This is a genomic window from Xanthomonas sp. WHRI 6106 (genome assembly GCF_040202405.1).
Lineage (GTDB): Bacteria > Pseudomonadota > Gammaproteobacteria > Xanthomonadales > Xanthomonadaceae > Xanthomonas > Xanthomonas cannabis.
The window spans coordinates 353,314-373,925 of sequence record NZ_JBEGFC010000002.1; the positions used below are offsets into that span (position 1 = coordinate 353,314).

Below are 20,612 nucleotides of genomic sequence, written 5' to 3' on the forward strand. Positions count from 1 at the left end.
CTCAAAAGGACACCTCCACCGCCTGCCGCGACCACAGCACCGACTGGTGTCCGGTGGCCTGCTTCCAGGCCAGCCGGATCGCCTCGATGTCGTTACGCCGCTGCGGGGTGTCTTCGTGCAGGATCACCAGCACCTTGGTGCCCAGCCGGTTCGGCTCCTTGGCGCCGCGGAACAACCACTGGCCGTAGGCATCGAACACGGTCAGTCCGTCCGGAAATCGCGGGGTCACTTCCTTGTCCAGGAAGGCGCGCCACTGGGCTTCGTCGATGGTGCGGGTCTGCGGGCGATCGGCCGGGCCGGTTTCTTCGCCCACGCCGAAATACAGCTCGCTGCGCACCCAACCCCGCGCCGCCGCCGGCCGCGCCGCATCGCCCTGCAGGCTGGCGGTGGCCGCTGCGGGCGCACCGCCGGGCGTGGTGGCGCAGGCGGACAACGCCAGCGTGGCGGCAAGCAGGCAGGACGGCAGCAACTTCATCGACTTCTCCGGATCGGGGGGCAGGCTCATGCAGGCCGGGCATCAGCTGATGCCGGCGTGCGCGCACTGTGCCACCTCGCGCCGGCCTGAACAACGCGATAATATCTCTCCATCCGGATGAATGTGGACAATCCGACCCCTTTGCGCCCCAGCCCGGCTGGATGCCAACCGCGTGGCGCGTTGCAGTTGCAGGAGAGAGAGCATGACCCGCCCCACCCTTTCGGTGATCGGCCTGGCAGTGGCCGCGGCACTGAGCGCCAATGCGCAGGCCCAGCAGGCCGACCCCGGCGCCACCACCCTGGACACCGTGATCGTCACCGGTACCCGGGCCAGCGACCGCACCGTGCTGGAATCGACCGTGCCGGTGGACGTGCTCACCGCCGAAGACATCCGCAAGGCCGGCGTGGTCAACGGCGAACTGGGCAGTGCACTGCAGGCGCTGCTGCCCTCGTTCAATTTCCCGCGCCAGTCCAACTCCGGTGGCGCCGACCACATCCGCGCCGCCCAGCTGCGCGGACTCTCGCCCGACCAGGTACTGGTGCTGGTCAACGGCAAGCGCCGCCACACCTCGGCGCTGGTGAACACCGACAGCAAGATCGGCAAGGGCACCACGCCCGTGGATTTCAATTCCATCCCGATCAACGCGATCAAGCGCATCGAGGTGCTGCGCGACGGCGCCGGCGCGCAGTACGGCTCCGATGCCATTGCCGGGGTGATCAACGTCATCCTGGACGACAACCCCGAACGCGGCGAGCTGGAAGCCAGCTTCGGCGCCGACAACACCGATGTGGAGCCGATCAATCGCCGCGTCACCGACGGCCAGACCAGCTACGCCAGCGCCAAGGTCGGCTCGCTGCTCGGCGATGACGGCGGCTTCTTCAAGGTGGGCCTGGAGCTGAAGAACCGCGAGGCGACCAACCGCGCCGGCTTCGACCAGATCCCGCCGTTCGAGGAGCAGACCCCGGCCAACCTGGCGCTGGCCGGGCAGCGCAATTACGTGCTCGGCGACGGCGCCACCAAGGGCTTGAATGCCTGGCTCAACACCAAGGTGCCCTTCAGCGACAGCGGCGAGTTCTACGCCTTCGGCACCTACAACCAGCGCGACACCGAAGGCGCCAATTACTTCCGTTACCCCGACAGCAGCGCCAACTGGCGCGAGATCTACCCCAACGGCTTCCGCCCGATTTCCGAAGGCGAAAACCGCGACCTGCAGATCGTCGCCGGTGCGCGTGGGCAGTGGGGCAACTGGGACTATGACGCCAGCGTCAACCACGGCCGCAACGACTTCACCTACCGCCTGCGCAATTCGCTCAATGCCTCGCTCGGCCCCACCAGCACCACACGCTTCAAGACCGGCGACTTTGCGTTTTCGCAGACGGTTGGCAACCTGGACCTGACCCGCGTGTTCGATGCGGCCGGCGGCACCCATACCTTTGGGACCGGCGCCGAATTCCGCCGCGAGCAGTACCGCACCCATGCCGGCGACCCGGCCAGCTACGCCGCCGGCCCGTTCACCGACCGCCCCACCGGCTCGCAAGCCGGCGGCGGGCTCACCCCGCAGGACGAAGCCGACCTGTCGCGCAACGTGGCCAGTGCCTACGCCAACGTGTCCAGCCAGTTCGGCGACAAGTTCTCCACCGATCTGGCCGGCCGCTACGAGCATTACCAGGATTTCGGCAGCCAGTGGACCGGCAAGCTGGCTGCGCGCTATGCGTTCGCCCCGGCGTTTGCGCTGCGCGGCGCCATCTCCAACAACGTGCGTGCGCCCTCGCTCAGCCAGATCGGCTACGAAGCCACCTCCACCGGCTACGACGCCGCCGGCCGCCTCACTCAGGGCCGCCTGCTGTCGGTCAACAACCCCATCGCCCGCAGGCTCGGTGCGACCGACCTGAAGCCGGAAAAGTCGGTCAATTACAGCCTGGGTTTCACCAGCAAGCTGGGCGATCACTTCGACCTGTCGCTGGACTTCTTCCAGATCGATATCGACGACCGCATCGCGCTGTCCGAAGACATCACCGGCGATGCGCTGACCAGCTTCGTGCAGCAGAACTTCGGCGTCACCGGCGTACAGAGCGCCAGCTACTTCCTCAATGCCGCCGACACCCGCACCCGCGGCGCCGAGCTGGTCGCCAACTGGCGCCAGTACGCCTTCGGCGGCGACCTGCTGCTCACCGGCACCTACAGCTACGCCAAGACCGAACTGGAAAACATCATCGCCACCCCGGCGCAGGTGCTGGCGTTGAACCCGGACTACGTGCTGTTCGGCGTGGAAGAAAGCAACACGCTCACCGACGCCGCACCGCGCACCCGTGCCGCGCTCGCGGCCAACTGGAGCAACGAACGCTGGAACCTGCAGACGCGCGTCAACCGCTACGGCAGCGCCACCCGCGTGTTCGACTTCGGTGGCGGCTTCGTGCCGCGTCAGACCTACGGCGCGGAGTGGCAGCTGGACCTGGAAGCGGAATATCACCTGGGCACGCAATGGACGCTGGCCATCGGCGGGCAGAACATCCTGGACAACTACTCGGACCGCTCCATCGACGACATCGCCTACTTCGGCAACCTGCCCTACGACGTACTCTCGCCGATCGGCAGCAACGGCGCGTATTGGTATGGGCGGGTGCGGTACTCGTTCTAACTAACGCCGGGATTGGCGGATTCGGGATTTTCAGGATTGGCAAGCGCAGATCGTCGCGAATCCCCACTCCCGAATTCCCAATCCCCGCCGTTGCATAACCTGAATATCACACCGCCTTGCGCACACTAGCGCGATGGCAGACGTGCACTCCCCCCTTCCCTCGCCGCCATTGCTGGACGATGCCTGCGCATTGTTTCTGGACGTGGACGGTACCCTCATCGACTTTGCCGACAGCCCCGAGGCTGTGCGGCTCCTGCCCGAGGTCCGCGAAGCCATCGAGCGCCTGAGCGATCGCCTCAACGGCGCGGTGGCGCTGGTCAGCGGCAGACCGCTGTCGCAGCTCGACGCCTTGTTCGCGCCGCTGGTGCTCCCGGCTGCCGGCCTGCACGGACATGAACTGCGCAGCGATGTCGATGCGCGCGCCGCCATGCCGCAGGACACCTCCGCCTTTCTGCATGGCCTGCATCAGCGGGCCGCTGCACTCACGCACACGCATACGGGCGTTCTGGTCGAAGACAAGGGCGTCAGCGTGGCCTTGCACTGGCGCGCGCAACCACTTGCCGGTCCCGACGTGCTGGCATTTGCGCAGCAGGAAATCGCCCAGCTGCCCGGCTATCGCCTGCAGCCCGGAGACCATGTCGTCGAATTCGTGCCCGAAGGCAGCAACAAGGGCCTGGCCGTCGAACAGCTGATGCAGCAAGGCGCCTTCGCCGGCCGCACCCCGGTGTTCGTCGGCGACGACCTTACCGATGAATTCGGGTTCGAGGCGGCCAATCGCCTCGGCGGGTGGAGCGTGCTGGTCGGCGATCGTGCGCAGACCAGCGCGCGCTTCCGCGTTACAGGTACCGCCGCCGTGCACGCCTGGCTGCAACACAACGCGCGCACCGCATAACCGCAGGCGCGCCTCCTCTCGTCACTACAGGAACGTTTGCACTTCATGACCGAGCCAAACCTGGATCTGGGCGTCATCGGCAATTGCAGCTTTGGCGCGTTGGTCGATCGACAGGCACGCGTGGTGTGGAGCTGCCTGCCCGCCTTCGATGGCGATCCGGCCTTTTGCACGCTGCTCTCGCCCAAGACCGAAGGCGGCGACTTTGCCGTGGAGCTGGAAGACTTCGCCAGCAGCGAGCAGCACTACCTGCCCAATACAGCTGTCTTGCGCACCGTATTGCGCGATCGCCACGGCGGCGAGGTGGAAGTCATCGACTTCGCTCCGCGCTGGCGCAATAACGGCCGTTTCTATCGGCCAGTCAGCATCATCCGGCAGATCCGCCCGCTGGCCGGCAACCCGCGCATCGTGGTGCGCGCCCGCCCGCTGGCCGACTGGGGCGGCCGCACGCCGGACACCACCTGGGGCAGCAACCATATCCGCTGGGTGTTGCCGGAGTTCACCCTGCGCCTGACCACCGACGTGCCGGTACGCTTCGTCCGCGACGGGCTCCCGTTCGTGCTCAGCCATCCGGTGAGCCTGGTGCTGGGCGTGGACGAATCGCTGACCCGTTCGCTCACCGGTTATGTGCAGGAAGCGCAGGAGCGCACCGAAGAATACTGGCGCGAATGGGTGCGCTATCTGTCCATCCCGCTGGACTGGCAGGAAGCGGTGATCCGCAGCGCCATCACGCTCAAGCTGTGCCAATACGAAGACAGCGGCGCCATCATTGCCGCAATGACCACCTCGATTCCGGAAGCGCCCAATACCCCGCGTAATTGGGACTACCGCTACTGCTGGCTGCGCGATGCCGCCTTCGTGGTGCGCGCACTCAATCGGCTCGGCGCCACCCGCACGATGGAGCAGTTCATCGGCTACATCTTCAACATCGCCACCAGCGACGGCACCATGCAGCCGCTATACGGCATCGGCTTCGAGTCGCAGCTGGAAGAGCATGAAGTCGACACCATGGACGGTTACCGCGGCATGGGTCCAGTGCGACGCGGCAACCTGGCCTGGATCCAGCAGCAGCACGATGTCTACGGCAGCGTGGTGCTGGCCTCCACGCAGTTGTTCTTCGACCTGCGCCTGAAGGACCAGGGCGATGCCGACACCTTCCGCCGGCTGGAGCCGCTGGGCGAGCGCGCCTACGCGCTGCACAACGTGCCCGATGCCGGTCTTTGGGAGTTCCGCGGCCGCGCCGAAGTGCACACCTATACCGCCGCGATGTGCTGGGCCGCCTGCGACCGCCTGTCCAAGATCGCCGACCGGTTGGTGCTGCCCGAGCGCGTGGCCTACTGGCGCGAGCGCGCCGACAGCATCCGCGAACGCGTGTTGACCGAGGCATGGAGCGACGAACACGGCCATTTCACCGATACCCTCGGCGGCCATCGGCTGGATGCCTCGTTGTTGCTGCTGGCCGATATCGGCATCGTGGCCAACGACGACACCCGCTTCGTGCGCACGGTCGAAGCCGTTGGCCGCGTGCTCAAGCATGGCGATGCGCTGTACCGCTACATCGCACCGGATGACTTCGGTGAGCCGGAAACCAGCTTCACCATCTGCACGTTCTGGTACATCGATGCGCTGGCCGCGATCGGCCGCAAGGACGAGGCGCGTGAATTGTTCGAGCGCATCCTCTCGCGCCGCAATCACCTCGGCTTGCTGTCGGAAGATCTATCGTTCGAAGACGGCGAAGCCTGGGGCAACTTCCCTCAGACCTATTCGCATGTCGGTTTGATCATCGCAGCGATGCGCTTGTCGCGGAGCTGGCAGGAGGCGTCATGAGTCGTTTGGTGGTGGTATCCAATCGTGTTGCAGTGCCCGGCGAAAATCGCGCAGGCGGTCTGGCGGTCGGGTTGTTGGCAGCGCTCAAGGAGCGCGGCGGCGTGTGGTTCGGCTGGAGCGGCAAGACCGTGCGCGGCGACAGCGGCGGCATGCACGAGCAGACCGAAGGTGACATCAAGTTCGTCACCATGGACCTCAACAAGCGCGACATCGATTCGTACTACAACGGCTTTGCCAATCGCACGTTGTGGCCGCTGCTGCACTTCCGCCTGGACCTGGTCGATTACGACCGGGCCACGCGCGAAGGCTATATGCGCGTCAACCGCCTGTTCGCGGAAAAACTGGCGCCGTTGCTGAAAGACAGCGACACCTTGTGGATCCACGATTACCACATGATTCCGCTGGGCGCGATGCTGCGCGAGCTGGGTGTGGGCTGCAAGATGGGCTTCTTCCTGCACGTGCCGATGCCCTCGGCCGACCTGGTGCAGGCCATGCCCGATCACGCGCGCCTGTTCAGCACCTTCTATGCCTACGATCTGGTCGGCTTCCAGACCCAGCGCGATGCCGAACGCTTCAAGGCCTATGTGCGCCTGTTCGGTGGCGGCCGCATCCTGGAAGGCGATCTGGTCGAAGGTCCGGGCGGGCGTCGCTTCACCGCATCGTCGTTCCCGATCGGCATCGACACCGATCTGATCGCCACCCAGGCCAAGGCCGCAGTCGGCAAGCAGGCGGTACGCGACCTACGCGAGAGCCTGCGCGGTCGGCAGCTGGCCATCGGCGTGGATCGGCTGGATTACTCTAAGGGCCTGCCGGAACGCTTCCAGGGATTCGAACGCTACCTGGAACGCTATCCGGACCAATCCGGCAGCCTCACCTATCTGCAGATCGCACCGGTGTCGCGTGGCGATGTGGCCGAATATCGTCAGTTGCGCGGGCAGCTGGAACAGATTGCCGGACATATCAACGGTGGGCATGCGGGTCCGGACTGGACGCCGTTGCGCTACGTCAACCAGAACTTCAGCCACGCCACCCTGACCGGGTTTTATCGCGCCGCGTCGGTGGGCCTGGTCACACCGCTGCGCGATGGCATGAATTTGGTCGCCAAGGAATTCGTGGCGGCACAGGATCCGGAAAACCCGGGCGTGCTGGTGTTGTCGCTATTGGCAGGTGCAGCCGACGAGATGAAGGAAGCGCTGCTGGTCAATCCGCACGATCTGGACGGTGTGGCCGATGCAATCGCGACAGCGGCCAGCATGCCGCTGGCAACGCGCATCGAGCGGTGGCGCGCGATGATGGATCATCTGCGCAAGAACAACATCAACGATTGGCGCCAGCGTTATTTGCAGGCGCTGGCCGACGTTTGACCTCTCTTCCTACAGCTGAAGGCGCTGCAGGGCCGATAAGGGACGAGGGTACTGTTTCAGCGTTGCGGCGGAGCCCGCGCCATTTGCCCCCCGCTGCACGACACGCATGCGATACCGCTCCCTTCTCCTCCGGGATCCTCCGGGAAAAGGTGCCCGATGCGATACCGCTCCCTTCCCCTCCGGCAGAAGGTGCCCGATGCGACAGCGCTCCCTTCTCCCACCGGGAGAAGGTGCCCGAAGGGCGGATGAGGGGACGGCTGAAGAAGGCCCCCGACGTTTGTCGCCAAAACGCGACAACGCGAGGCCTCGAGCATGACCACCGCCGGATCAAACGATTCGATCCCTTCCCGACGCTGGTGAATGGCCACCGATGCTTGCAGCCACCATCCCCAGAGTAGGCGCCGGTCATCAACCCGATGCGTGCCCATGCCGCATTGGGATCTCCGACTTCCATGCAAATCCGGTGCACCGGACGTGCAGGTTGGAACGGTGGTTCCCATTCCGTCACGGACAGGCAGCGCGCGGAGGTCTAAAATATTCACATGAGTAGCGCTGAGGACCCTGGGAGGGGCTGCGCGTTCATATCCAGGTCGCCGGCAGCCCTGTGCCAACGGGCGACCTCTCTCCCTCCACGACTTGTCGCCCGGTGCGGCCCCAAGTCCTTCCTGACATCTCAAAATGACTGATCAATCCTCAAAACGTGGGCTAGGCACCTGGTTGCTGGTGGCCTATGCGGTGGTGATCGCCGTGCTCGGTGCGGTGCTCGCCTACGAAGGCGGCCGCCTGGTGGCCGTCGGTGGTTCCTGGTACTACCTGCTCGCGGGCATCGCCCTGCTGGCGGCCGGTGTGCTGCTGGCACTGGGCAAGCGCGCCGGCCTGTGGCTGTTTGGCGCCACGCTGGCTGCAACGATCGCCTGGGCGCTGTGGGAAGTGGGCCTGGACGGCTGGGGCCTGGTCCCGCGTCTGGCCTGGATCTCGGTACTGGGCCTGGTATTGCTGCCGTTCTGGGGCGTGGCGCGTCGCCGCATGCAGCCCTTGTCCGGTGTCGGCTACGCCGTTGTCACCGGCGTGCTGCCGGTGCTGGGCGCCGGCCTGATCCTGTGGCCGCTGTTCCTGCCGCGCAATGTCGAGCTGGCCGATGCCTCCAAGCAGGCCGCCAACCCGACCGCCTTCAGCCGCGGCAACGTGCCCAGCCCGGACGGCAATGTGGCGGCCAACCACGACGCCAGCAACTGGACCGCCTATGCCGGCTCCAACCTGTCCAACCACTACACGCCAGGCGCCCAGATCACCCCGGACAACGTCAAGAATCTCAAGATTGCCTGGGAGTTCCACACCGGCGACCTGAAGCCGAAGGATTCCAAACTGGGCTACGCCTTCCAGAACACCCCGCTCAAGGTCGGCGAGCTGCTCTACATCTGCACGCCCACCCAGAAGGTGATCGCGGTGGAAGCCGCCAACGGCAAGGAGCGCTGGCGCTTCGATCCGCAGACCAATCCCAAGGCAATGGCCGGCGTAGCCGCCACCACCTGCCGTGGCGTGTCGTACTACCAGGCGCCGGAAGGCACCGCCGAGTGCCCGACCCGGATCTTCTGGCCGATGGTCGATGGCCGCCTGGGTGCGCTGGACGCGCAGACCGGCAAGCTGTGCGCCAGCTTTGGCAACAACGGCTATGTGGATCTGAATGCCGGCACCGGCAACACCAAGCCCGGCTTCGTCGGCCCGACCTCGCCGCCGGTGGTGATGCGCGGCGTGGTGATCCAGCCGACCGGCCAGGTGCGTGACGGCCAGGAAGGCGATGCGCCGTCGGGCGTGGTACGTGGCTTCGATGCGCTCACCGGCCAGCTGCGCTGGGCCTGGGACCTGGGCAACCCGGCGATCACCGCCGAGCCGCCGGCCGGCCAGACCTACACCCGCTCGACCCCGAACGTGTGGTCGCTGATGGCCGCCGACGATGAGCTGGGCCTGGTCTACCTGCCCACCGGTAATGCCTCGGGCGATTTCTTCGGCAAGGGCCGCACCCCGCAGGACGAGGAATACACCGCCTCGCTGGTGGCCGTGGACGCGTCCACCGGCAAGGAACGCTGGCATTTCCGCACCGTCAACCACGACCTGTGGGATTACGACATCGGCCCGCAGCCGAACCTGGTCGACTGGCCGGTGGCTGGCGGCGGCACGCGTGCTGCGGTGATCCAGGCCACCAAGTCCGGCCAGGTCTTCGTGCTGGACCGCGCTACCGGCGAGCCGATCATGCCGGTCAAGCAGATCCCGGTGCCGCAGGGCACCGATCATGGCGACTGGACCGCGGCCACCCAGCCGATCTCGCCGGGCATGCCCAATACCGTGGGCGCGCCGAGCCGTGAGGTCGAAACCATCATCGAATCCGATGCCTGGGGCATGACGCCGTTCGACCAGCTGGCCTGCCGTATCCAGTTCAAGCAACTGCGTTACGAAGGCATGTTCACCCCGCCGACCCTGCAGGGCTCGCTGGCCTTCACCGGCAATCACGGCGGCATCAACTGGGGCGGCGTCTCGGTCGATCTGCAGCGCGGCATCATGGTGATGAACAGCAATCGCCTGCCTTACACCTTGCAGGTCTACACCCGCGAAAAGATGGACGAGCTGGGCGTGGTGTCGGTGTTCGACGGCAAGAGCAAGACGCCGGGCTACATGGCACAGAAGGGTCTGGCGTACGGCGCCCGCAAGGAGCCGTGGATGTCGCCGCTCAACACGCCGTGTGTGGCACCGCCGTGGGGCTATATCGCCGGCGTGGATCTGCGTACTCAGCAGGTGCTGTGGCGCCGTCCGCTGGGCACCGGTTACGACCAGGGCCCGATGGGGATCCCGTCCAAGACCAAGTTCGAGATCGGCACCCCCAACAACAGCGGCTCGCTGACCACCGCTGGCGGCGTGACCTTCATCGGCGCGACGCTGGACGACTTCCTGCGCGGCTTCGACACCCGCACCGGCAAGCAGGTCTGGGAGACCCGCGTGCCGGCCGGCCCGCAGGCGGCCCCGCTGAGCTACACCATCGACGGCAAGCAGTACATCGTGGCCGCGGTGGGTGGGCACGACCGCATGGAAACCAAGTCGGGCGACAGCGTGATCGCCTGGGCCCTGCCGGACGATGCACCGGCCGCCCCGGCGAAATAAGCGCCTGCCTGACGATGCAGTGACACACAAGCCGGCCGTCGTGAGACGGCCGGCTTTTTTATGGTCTGCCGCACCGAGCGGACGCATTGCCTCATGGGCTTGGGTACCGGAGCCGGCCAGGCGATCTGCCCGACCTCTTTCTGGTGGGCCTTGCACGTCGCCGCGCAGCAGTCGCACGTCCCCGCACAAGGTCGGCTGGCTCGGCCGTTCCAAAGCGCGCAGCCATGTCATCACGACGCTCTGCCACACGACGTCGAACAGCGTGGAGCGACACCGCAATTTTCACCCGAAATTTACATCTAGAGGTTGGCGCGAACACATACCCCGTTCCCTACTACGGCGTCAAACCGACTGAAACCGCTTCCAAATCAACGATTTCCTGCACTTTAGGATTTACTTCGCCTCATTCCGATAGACGGCACCTTCACGCCATCATGATTCGGGCTCAGCCGCCGATACCCCTTTGCAGCCCCGCACTGCCGGACACCGATCCATTCCCTCAGATCATCCAGTTGGACTCAGCCTATGTCGCCCTCACATGATGCCGCCCCCGTTGCCCGCCCACCGGCCGGTCCCGACGTCGCGCGCACCCGTTGGGCTGCAGGGCTGCCCGCCGCTGCACAGATCGGCTTGCTGACCTTGCTGACGCTCTACGCCGCCACGCTGGTGCCCGGCGGTCCGGCAAGCGCCCTGGCGACGCTGCTCCCCGCTCTGTTGGTGCTGGGCGCGGCCAGCGCCGGCCTGTGGTGGTGGGCGCGACGTCGCAGCAACATGCATCTGCAACAGGCCGTGCGCGCGGTCATCGCGATCGGCGAAGGCCGCTTCCACCGCCTGAACCTGCGCACCGCCTCTGGCGAACTCGCGCCGCTGCTGCATGCCTTGCAGGACACCCAGGACAAGCTCGCCATCCGCCTCGATGTGATGGAACAGGGCCTGCGCCACGGCCAGTTCGTGATCAAGGCGCTCGACGATCTGGACACCATGATCCGCATCGCGGACGACGACGGCCAGGTGCTGTTCGCCAACCGCAAACTGCTCGCGATGCTCAAGCTGATCGAACCGGACGTGCAGAGCTTCCGCCCCAGCTTCCATGCCGAAGGCTTCGTTGGCGGCAGCATTGGCGACATCTATCCGGACAGCCAGGCCGCGATCGACCGCATGCGTGCATTGACCGCATCCAAGGCGGTGCGTGCGCCGTTCTTCGGCCGTCAGATCGACTTCGTGTACAGCCCAATCATCGCGGCCGACGGCGCCAAGCTCGGCACCATTGCGCAGTGGATGGACGTCACCGCACAGGTCAACGCCGAGCAGGCGCTGATCCAGATCATCGATGCCGCCGCAGCCGGCGATTTCAGCCGGCGCATGCAGATCAATGGCATGGATGGGGTATTGCTGTCGTTGGCGCAGGGCATCAATCGCATCTACGACTCGGTGGAAACCCACCTGGCCGCGTTGGCGCGCGTGATCGGCGCGCTGGCCGAAGGCGACCTCACCCAGCGCGTGGAGGGCGACGCGCACGGCATCTTTGCGCGCCTGCGCGACGACACCAATCAGACCGTAAGCCGCCTGACCGAGATCATCGGCGGCATCCAGACCGCGTCCGACACCATCCGCCAGGCCGCGGTGGAAATCGCCGCCGGCAATACCGACCTGTCCGAGCGCACCGAACAACAGGCCGCCAACCTGGAAGAAACCGCCAGCTCCATGGAGGAGCTCACCTCCACCGTGAAGCAGAATGCCGAAAGCGCGCTGCAGGCCAATCGCCTGGTCGTGGGCACCGGTGACGTCGCCCAGAGCGGCGGCCAGGTGATGGACGACGTGGTCGCCACCATGAGCCAGATCAGCACCGCCTCGCGCAAGATCGGCGAGATCATCGGCGTCATCGACGGCATCGCGTTCCAGACCAATATTCTGGCGCTCAACGCCGCGGTGGAAGCCGCGCGCGCCGGCGAACAGGGCCGCGGCTTTGCGGTGGTGGCCTCGGAAGTGCGTGCCCTGGCGCGGCGCTCGGCCGATGCCGCCAAGGAGATCAAGACGCTGATCGCCGACTCCACCGACAAGGTGGAACTGGGCTCGGGCCTGGTGCACCGCGCCGGCGCGACCATGCGCGAGATCGTCGGTTCGGTCCAACACGTCACCGACATCATGAGCGAGATCACCTCGGCCAGCGCCGAGCAGTCCAGCGGCATCGAGCAGGTCAACCGCACCGTGGCGCAGCTGGATGAAGTGACCCAACGCAACGCCGCGCTGGTGGAAGAAGCCACCGCCGCCGCGCGCAGCCTGGAAGAGCAGGCAGTGGAACTGGCCGATGCGGTGTCGATCTTCCGCCTGCAAGCCGCGCACAGCGGCGACCCGAAAGCAGCGCGCGCAAGCTTCAAACACGCAGCCGCGTAAGCCGCCGTCACCCCAAGCGCAGCATCACCGCAGGAGCGCGCCCGGGCGCGACGAGCTTTCCCTGTAATGCCGATCGCGCCCAGGTGCGCTCCTACACCAGACTGGCGTGCCTGTCCGCCACCACAGATCCAACGCACGCGGCCGAACAGCACTCCGTATCAACAAGCCATCATAGAAATCAGCGCGCAGTCGTAGGAGCGCACCCGGGCGCGAAGGAGCTTTATCGGGAATGCCCGATCGCGCCCAGGTGCGCTCCTACACTAGACTGGCGTGCCTGTCCGCCACCACAGATCCAACGCACGCGGCCGAATAGCACTCCGTATCGACAAGCCATCATAGAAATCAGCGCGCAGTCGTAGGAGCGCACCCGGGCGCGAAGGAGCTTTATCGGTAATGCCCGATCGCGCCCAGGTGCGCTCCTACGTCTAGCTGGGGCGCTGGTCCAGAAACCGCTCGCGCTGCTGCGGGGTCGGCAACATGCAGTGCTCGGTGCGACCGAACCAGCGGTAGCGGTTGCGTGCGATCAGGCGGTAGCCGATGTCACGCACACCGCGCGGCAGCACGCGCACCAGCGTGGCCAGCCGCCAGAAGCCGCCCAACCCGGACAGCACCCGCACGATCGCGTCGCTGTCGGTCCAGGCACCTTCGGCATCCACCAGCAGGAACGACAGCGGGTCGTCCGGATCCAGGCCATGCTGCTGCAACAGCGCGCGCCCGGCCTGGCCCTGCATCGCCGCAAAGCGATAGCGCCCGCGTCGATCGTGGCGCAACAGAAATTTGACCCAGCCGTTGCAGAGCAGGCACACGCCATCGAACACGATGGTTGCGGGCGCAGCGCGTGGCTCCCCGCCGGGCGGCGCCCCACGAGGCGGCTCCGGGCACGCCGGCTCCAGGTGGGCGCGTTCAACGCCCGGCGGATCAACGCGGTTCAAGCCAGCCCTCGTAGCGAATGAACGGCCCTACCAGCGGCAGGTGCACGTCGACGAAAAATCCGTAGCGGCCGGTGTCGGCATGCTCGCGGCAGCGCACCTGCTCGAACCAGCGTGCAGGCAGCGGAATCCAGCCAAACGCCCACACGCCCGTCGCCTGCCAGTACAACGCATCGGCATCGGCGTGCAGCGCAAACTCGAACCGGACCGCGCCAAGGTGCTCGCGCAGTGCACGGCCATGCCGCCATAACCTCGAATGCATCGGCAGGCCGTCAAACCGGCGATGCCAGCGCTCGCCCTGCGCATCGACCAGAAACTCCACGTCCACCGCGACCGTGCCGCTGCGTGGCAAGCGGCTCAGCAGCGCCAGCAACGGCACCAGGGCATGGCGCCCGCGCTGGATCTGCGCCCTGCCGGCGAAGGTCTGCCGCTGCTGCACCGAATGCAGCGCACGCACCGGCGCGGGCAGTTGCGCGAATGCGGCCTGGCCCAGCACCTGCGCGAACAGTGGCGTGCTCAGGGCGCGATCCAGGCCAGCGTGGCCATGCGCCCGCTGCGGCGATCGCGGCGATGCGAAAAAAAGCGCCCGGCATCGGCAATGGTGCACAGCCCGCCGCCATGAATCGCCGCAGCCGGCACGCCGGCACGCTGCAGGCGCTGCCGCGCAAGCGCATACAGATCCACCCGCCAATGGCCCGGACGGGTGGCGACAAACGCCACCCGCGCCTGCACGTCGTCGCCGACGAAGGCCTTGAACACGTCTTCGCCGATCTCGTACATGTCTGGCCCTGCCGCCGGTCCCAGCCACGCCATGACCTGCGCTGCCGGCGTGCGCATGGCGGCGACGCTGCGCTCCAGCATGCCGTCGGCCAGCCCGCGCCACCCCGCATGGGCGGCAGCCACCTCGCTGCCATCCCGCGCAGCCAGCACCACCGGCAGGCAATCGGCGGTCAGGATCGCCAGCACCACGCCCGGCACCGCGGTCACCGCCGCATCGGCACTGGGCTCGTGCGCGCCCGGCATTGCATCGCCGCCGCCCCCTGGCTGCCCCACCAACCCGAGCGGTGGCGTCTCCACCCGCAAGACCTCGACACCATGCACCTGCCGCAACCACCACGGCGCGCTGGGCAAGGCCAGCGCATCCGCCAGCAGCGCCCGATTGCGTTCCACCCGCTCGGGCGCATCGCCCTGGGCACTGCTGCGGTTGCCCAGATTGAGCATGTCGAACGGGGGCACCGATTCGCCCAGGCCGTAGCGCAAGGTGGTCAGGGCCCGGATGCGTGGGGGCGCCGGCCAGTCGGCGGGCAGGACGAACGGCGCGGACACGGTCACGTCAGCGACGCGCCAGTTCGGCCGCGCGTGCGCTGTCCTCGCGCAGGGCGGTCATCAGGCGCTGCAGATCGGCCGGCACCGGCGCGGTGGCGCGCACCGGCTGGCCGCTGACCGGATGCAGGAATTCCAGGGTTTCGGCGTGCAGTGCCTGCCGCTTGAAGGTCCGCAGCTCGTGCACCAGCGCGTCGGTGGCGCCCTTGGGCAGCTTGAGCGCGCCGCCGTACAGCGGGTCGCCGACGATCGGCGATTTCAGGTGGGCCATGTGCACACGGATCTGATGGGTGCGCCCGGTTTCCAGACGGCATTCCAGCGCGGTATGCGCCCGGAAGCGCTCGCGCAGGCGGTAGTGGGTGACCGCATCGCGGCCATCGTCGCGCACGGCCATCTTCAGGCGATCGCGCGGATGGCGGTCGATCGGCGCATTGGCGGTGCCGCCGGACACCAGCGCACCGACCACCACCGCCAGATACTGGCGATGCACGTCGCGCGCAGACAGCTGCTCCACCAGCGCAGTCTGCGCCTGCACGGTGCGCGCCACCACCATCACGCCGCTGGTGTCCTTGTCCAGGCGGTGCACCACACCGGCGCGCGGCACCGCCGACAGCGCCGGGTCGCGGAACAGCAGCGCATTGACCAGGGTGCCGTCCGGGTTGCCCGCGCCCGGATGCACGACCAGGCCGGCCGGCTTGTCGATCACCAGCACCTGGTCGTCCTCGTACAACACGTTCAGCGGGATGTCCTGCGGCGCGGCGTGGGTCTGGGTTTCCAGCACCACCTGCAGCTGCACGCTCTCGCCGCCGCGCAGGCTGTCGCGCGGACGCGCCATTTCGCCATCCAGCAACGCATCGCCGGACTTGATCCACTCCGCCAGCCGCGAGCGCGAGAATTCGGGAAACAGCTCGGCCAGCACCGCATCGAAACGGCGCCCTGCGGCGCTGTCGGGCACGGTGGCCTGACGGATGGACGGGTCGGTGAAGTCGGCGGAGGGGTCGGACATGGACACGGGCACTCGGGCAAAAACGGGAATTTGGGGGTCCGGACGGCAGGAGTCAGTCGCCGGACAGGCCACTAGGCTATCATCGCGCTTTCGTTTTCCTGATGCGTCCTGCCCAGACCCATGATCCGACGGTCCACGTTTTCCGCGCCTGCGCGCCTGATTGCCCTCATGCTGGTCATGGCGTTCGTCGTCACCGGCTGCCACCGCGGCGCCAAGGACAAGAATCCCGACGAGGGCATGCCGGTCGAGCAGCTCTATGGCAAGGGCCATGGCCTGATGGAGAAAGGCAACTGGGCCGGCGCCGAAGCCAGCTACAAGCGGCTGATCGCCCAGTACCCGTATGGGCCCTACACCGAGCAGGCGATGATCGAAACCGCCTACGCGCAGTACAAGGCCGGCAAGCACGACGACACCGTTTCCAGCGTCGACCGCTTCATCCGGACCTACCCGACCCATCGCAACATCTCGTATCTGTACTACCTGCGCGGGCTGGCCAACAGCAACCGCGACACGGTGTTCCTGCGCCGGGTGTGGTCGCTGGACCCGAGCCGCCGCGACCTGTCCTCGCCGCAGCAGGCCTACAACGATTTCAACACCGTCACCGACCGCTACCCGAACAGCCGTTACGCCGCCGATGCGCGCAAGCGCATGATCGAACTGCGCGACATCTTCGCCCAGCATGAGCTGGACAACGCGCTGTACTACCTGCGGCGCAACGCGTGGGTGTCGGCGGCCGGCCGTGCCAACTACCTGCTGGAAACCTACCCGCAGAGCGCCTATCAATACGATGCGGTCGCCGTGCTGGCCGAGGCCTACACGCACCTGGGCAACAAGACCCTGGCCGCCGACGCACGCCGCGTGCTCGAGCTCAACAGCCCGCAGCACCCGTGGCTGACCGGCAACTGGCCGAAGTACCCCTGGGCCATCCGCAAGCTCAACCCGTTTGCCGGCGAGAAGTCCGCAGCCACCGGGCAGCGCAACGCGCAGATGAGCCGCGACTGAGATCGCGCATCGTTGGCTGGATGTCTTCCTGAAGGGGCCGCAAGGCCCCTTTTTGTTGTGCGTTGGTGTGCCGCCCAAGGTGCATGCTGTCCGCTGGCGACGGCCATTCGACGGTGAATTCTCTGCACGCTGCGGTGCGCTTGCGCTTTCCGGATCGGCCGATGGCCAGGAACCGGTGCCAGGTCACCGAACAAGTCGCGACGGCTGCCTATACTCGACTGCACAGAGGATCCACTCCCCGCATGTGCCAGCCAAGGAGGCCGCATGTCACGCCCCATCATTGTGTGTCTGCTCGTCCTGGTGCTGGCCAGCCTGACCACGGCCGCCACCGCGGCGCCCATCGTCTACGGCGTCAACGCCCACGACAGCCGCACCGCCTATCCCATGGCCCAGGCCGAGGCCCGCTTCAAGCTGCTGGCCGCGCGCAATCTGCGCAGCTACCGTTTCGATGTGGACCCGCGCGATTTCGCCACGCTGGATGCGCTGGTCCCGTTGGCGCGCAAGTACGGCATCACCCTGCGCCCGATGGTGTATCCGATGTCGCGCGAGATCGGTTACCAGCTGGCGCGTCGCTATGCGGCCGACATCAAGGTCTGGGAGATCGGCAACGAACAGGACCTGGTGCGCGCCGAGGCCGATGCCCGTATCGCCGCGATGACCACCATGTACCTGGGCATGCGCCAGGCCTCCAATGAGCTGGGCGCCGGGCTGCGCTTCACCATCAACATCACCGCCTGCAACAGCGACGACCGCAGCGCCAATGCGCGTTGCCCGGGCGACCGCAATGGCTCGCTATGGTTCCTGGCCAAGGCCAAGGCGGCCGGTTTCAACTTTGACCACATCAGCTTCCACTACTACGCCTTCCACCAGGATGCCGGCTACTGGACGCAGTTGTATCTGGGCCAGCTGCGCGCTGCCGCGCAAACCTATAACACCCCGGTGTTCTTCAACGAGCTGAACTGCGCGGAAATCTACACGGGCAACACCAGCGGCGGCACCGAAGGCGACCGCAGCTGTTACGACAGCCTGGCGCAGCTGCTGCGCACCGTGCGCGACAACTACGCCGACGTGGTGGCCGAGGTGAACGTCTACGAGTTGCTGGACCAGACCACCATCCAGGGGCCGGAAGGCCATTTCGGCCTGATGTACGACCTGGCGCGTCCCAAGCCGAGCTTGGACCTGCTTACCCGCTTCGCCCGACCGGCGGCCACCGCACCCGGGGCCGCGACTAGCGACGACGCCGCAACCTACTGACCGAAGTACCCATTGGTGATCGGATAACGTCGCTCGCGACCGAACGCGCGTCGCGACACCTTCGGACCGGGGGCGGCCTGGTGGCGCTTCCATTCGTTGAGCCGCACCAGCCGCAGCACATGCTCGACGGTATCGGCTGCATAGCCGGCGGCGACGATGTCATCGCGCGACTGCTCCTGATCGACATAGCGGTACAGGATGCCGTCCAGCACGTCGTATGGCGGCAATGAATCCTGGTCGGTCTGGTTGTCGCGCAGCTCGGCCGAGGGCGGGCGCGCGATCACCGCCGGCGGAATCACCGGCGCGCCGCCCACGGTATTGCGCCACTTGGCCAGGCCAAACACTTCGGTCTTGTACAGGTCCTTGAGCGGGGCATAGCCACCGCACATGTCGCCGTAGATGGTGGCGTAGCCCACCGCGTATTCGCTCTTGTTGCCGGTGGTCAGCAACAGCCCGCCGAACTTGTTGGACAACGCCATCAGGATCACGCCGCGGCTGCGCGACTGCAGGTTTTCTTCGGTGATGTCCGGCTGGGTGCCCTCGAACATCGGCCCCAGCGCGGCGAGCAGCCCCTCGAACGCCGGCTCGATCGCGATGGTTTCCAGCTTGACGCCCAGCGCGCGGCATTGCTCGTCGGCAAGATCGTTGGACAGGTTGGCGGTATAACGCGACGGCAGCCGCACCGCGGTCACATTCTCCCCGCCCAGCGCATCCACCGCCATCGCCAGCACCAGCGCCGAATCGATGCCGCCGGACAGGCCCAGCCACACCTTGCTGAAGCCGTTCTTGCGGCAATAGTCCTGCAGCCCGCGCACCACCGCACGCCACGCCAGCGCGTCCATGCTTTCGTCGCCGTCGTCCACCCACACCACCGGGGTGAAGCTGCGCTCGCCGGCCGCGTAGTCCACCACCAGCCATTGGTCCACAAACGCGGCAGCGGCCGGGTGCACGGTACCGTTGCCATCGGCCACCACCGACGCGCCGTCGAACACCAGCGCATCCTGTCCGCCGACCACGTTGAGGTAGGCAATCGCCGCCCCGCTCTCGCGGGTGCGCTCGGCCAGCAGCGCATCGCGCTGGGCGTGCTTGCCGCGCTCGTACGGCGAGGCGTTGGGCACCAGCACCAGCTCGGCACCGGCCTGTACCGTCTTGGCCAGCGGCTCGGCGAACCACAGGTCCTCGCAGATCACCACGCCCACCTGCACGCCCTTGACCGTGACCACGCAGCTGTCGCCATCCGGATCCACGTCGAAGTAGCGGCGCTCGTCGAACACCGCGTAGTTAGGCAACTCGCGCTTGCGGTAGGTCGCCTCGATGCGCCCGTCGCGCAACACGCTGGCGGCGTTGTAGACCACGCTGCCGGCACTCTGCGGCCAGCCGACCACCGCCACGATACCGCGCGTGGCGGCCGCAATCCGCGCCAGCGCCTGTTCGCAATGCGCCAAGAACCCCGGACGCAGCAGCAGGTCTTCCGGCGGGTAGCCGCTGATCGCCAGTTCAGGAAACAGCACGATGTCCGCATCGAACTCGTCGCGTGCGGCTGCGATGAAGTCGATGATGCGATCGGTGTTCTGGGCCACCGCGCCGACCGGGAAGTCGAACTGGGCCATGGCGATGCGGAGCGTCTGGGACATGTCAACGGCCTTGTGCGTGTGTTTTCCGAAGCACGGAAGCGGGAAGGAAGGAACTAGCCGCAAGCAGACCCCGCGCGATCATCTCGCAGACGTCGTCGCCGCTGGCCAGAACTGCATTATTCCAGAAGCGCAGCACCTGGAAGCCCTCGCAGCGCAGGAAGGCATCGCGCGTGGCGTCCGCGCCGGGCAGCAGGTGCTGGCTACCGTCGATTTCGACGATCAATGCCCGGGCGAGGCAGACGAAATCGACGATATAGGGCCCTACCGGAAACTGACGCCGGAACTTGAAGCCGAGCAGGCGTCGATCTCGCAACCGATACCAAAGCGCGCGCTCGGCGGCGGTCATTTCACGGCGCAGGTGCTTGGCGAATCCGGTCTTGGCGGCGTGGCGCATGGACATTTCCGGCAGGAGGATGGCCAAGGTGGCTTGCACTGCCCGGGTGGCGCTATCGGTGTTGATGGCGCTTTGGCGTGGGAGATCGCCGCGTGGGAGGCTGCCCTCACCCCTACCCCTCTCCCGCAAGCGGGAGAGGGGGTGTCGCAGCCGGCGGGGGCTTGGGCGGCGGCAGTTGCCTGACCGCGGTGTGCTCCGTCGATTTGCCGGGGAACGACAAACCTGGCGTGCTTGAGAACATGACCGGGCTCCTGCTCCTGCTCTTGCTCCTGCTCTTGCTCCTGCTCTTGCTCCTGCTCTTGCTCCTGCTCTTGCTCCTGCTCTTGCTCC

15 protein-coding genes are annotated in these 20,612 nt (G+C 66.7%); 8 read left to right on the top strand and 7 right to left on the bottom strand.

Annotated elements, in window-relative coordinates; all coding sequences use genetic code 11:
• Nucleotide 1: 1 nt before the first annotated feature.
• On the bottom strand, nt 2-475 hold the full coding sequence (locus ABQZ09_RS04715) for a DUF3574 domain-containing protein (RefSeq protein WP_047695101.1): 474 nt from the start codon (nt 473-475) through the stop codon (nt 2-4).
• A 202-nt stretch (nt 476-677) separates the two neighbouring features.
• Here ABQZ09_RS04715 and ABQZ09_RS04720 point away from each other — a divergent pair, with 202 nt between their 5' ends.
• The 6 genes from ABQZ09_RS04720 to ABQZ09_RS04745 all read left to right on the top strand — a co-directional run bounded on the left by ABQZ09_RS04720 (nt 678) and on the right by ABQZ09_RS04745 (nt 12,740).
• A complete protein-coding gene (locus ABQZ09_RS04720; protein WP_349776234.1) occupies nt 678-3,113 on the top strand; it encodes a TonB-dependent receptor plug domain-containing protein in 2,436 nt (811 codons plus the stop codon).
• 133 nt (nt 3,114-3,246) lie between these two features.
• Nucleotides 3,247-4,005, top strand: a complete 759-nt coding sequence (gene otsB / locus ABQZ09_RS04725) for a trehalose-phosphatase (protein ID WP_228314257.1) — start codon at nt 3,247-3,249, stop codon at nt 4,003-4,005.
• Nucleotides 4,006-4,050: 45 nt separating this feature from the next.
• A complete protein-coding gene (locus tag ABQZ09_RS04730) occupies nt 4,051-5,829 on the top strand; it encodes a glycoside hydrolase family 15 protein (protein ID WP_039405572.1) in 1,779 nt (592 codons plus the stop codon).
• Nucleotides 5,826-7,193, top strand: coding sequence for an alpha,alpha-trehalose-phosphate synthase (UDP-forming) (gene otsA, locus ABQZ09_RS04735; protein ID WP_039405569.1), 1,368 nt, complete (start codon nt 5,826-5,828; stop codon nt 7,191-7,193). Before ABQZ09_RS04730 ends, otsA begins: the two co-directional genes overlap by 4 nt.
• Nucleotides 7,194-7,910: 717 nt before the next feature.
• On the top strand, nt 7,911-10,346 hold the full coding sequence (locus ABQZ09_RS04740) for a membrane-bound PQQ-dependent dehydrogenase, glucose/quinate/shikimate family (RefSeq protein WP_349776344.1): 2,436 nt from the start codon (nt 7,911-7,913) through the stop codon (nt 10,344-10,346).
• Between the two features lie 525 nt (nt 10,347-10,871).
• Nucleotides 10,872-12,740 (top strand): methyl-accepting chemotaxis protein, encoded by a 1,869-nt coding sequence (locus tag ABQZ09_RS04745; RefSeq protein ID WP_349776235.1) that lies wholly within the window; start codon nt 10,872-10,874, stop codon nt 12,738-12,740.
• Nucleotides 12,741-13,165: 425 nt separating this feature from the next.
• Here the strand turns inward: ABQZ09_RS04745 and ABQZ09_RS04750 are convergent, their stop codons facing one another.
• From ABQZ09_RS04750 to rluD, 4 genes are read right to left on the bottom strand one after another with little or no spacing between them, the layout of a single operon-like run.
• A complete protein-coding gene (locus ABQZ09_RS04750; protein WP_503018559.1) occupies nt 13,166-13,633 on the bottom strand; it encodes a thiol-disulfide oxidoreductase DCC family protein in 468 nt (155 codons plus the stop codon).
• Between the two features lie 25 nt (nt 13,634-13,658).
• The gene (locus ABQZ09_RS04755; RefSeq protein WP_338121476.1) at nt 13,659-14,165 is read right to left on the bottom strand and encodes a DUF4166 domain-containing protein; all 507 of its coding nucleotides are present in this window, start codon (nt 14,163-14,165) and stop codon (nt 13,659-13,661) included.
• Between the two features lie 20 nt (nt 14,166-14,185).
• Nucleotides 14,186-15,001 (bottom strand): peptidoglycan editing factor PgeF, encoded by an 816-nt coding sequence (gene pgeF / locus ABQZ09_RS04760; RefSeq protein ID WP_349776236.1) that lies wholly within the window; start codon nt 14,999-15,001, stop codon nt 14,186-14,188.
• A gap of 1 nt (nt 15,002) precedes the next feature.
• Complete coding sequence (gene rluD, locus ABQZ09_RS04765) at nt 15,003-15,998, bottom strand: 23S rRNA pseudouridine(1911/1915/1917) synthase RluD (protein WP_039405553.1); 996 nt, start codon at nt 15,996-15,998, stop codon at nt 15,003-15,005.
• 120 nt (nt 15,999-16,118) lie between these two features.
• Here rluD and ABQZ09_RS04770 point away from each other — a divergent pair, with 120 nt between their 5' ends.
• Complete coding sequence (locus tag ABQZ09_RS04770) at nt 16,119-17,000, top strand: outer membrane protein assembly factor BamD (RefSeq protein ID WP_184367363.1); 882 nt, start codon at nt 16,119-16,121, stop codon at nt 16,998-17,000.
• 264 nt (nt 17,001-17,264) lie between these two features.
• Nucleotides 17,265-18,254 (top strand): glycoside hydrolase family protein, encoded by a 990-nt coding sequence (locus ABQZ09_RS04775; RefSeq protein WP_349776237.1) that lies wholly within the window; start codon nt 17,265-17,267, stop codon nt 18,252-18,254.
• Here ABQZ09_RS04775 and ABQZ09_RS04780 read toward each other — a convergent pair.
• Together ABQZ09_RS04780 and ABQZ09_RS04785 are read right to left on the bottom strand one after the other, a co-directional pair.
• A complete protein-coding gene (locus ABQZ09_RS04780; RefSeq protein WP_184367370.1) occupies nt 18,248-19,888 on the bottom strand; it encodes an NAD+ synthase in 1,641 nt (546 codons plus the stop codon). The genes ABQZ09_RS04775 and ABQZ09_RS04780 overlap by 7 nt on opposite strands.
• A gap of 1 nt (nt 19,889) precedes the next feature.
• A complete protein-coding gene (locus ABQZ09_RS04785; protein WP_349776346.1) occupies nt 19,890-20,282 on the bottom strand; it encodes an endonuclease domain-containing protein in 393 nt (130 codons plus the stop codon).
• Nucleotides 20,283-20,612 lie beyond the last annotated feature (330 nt).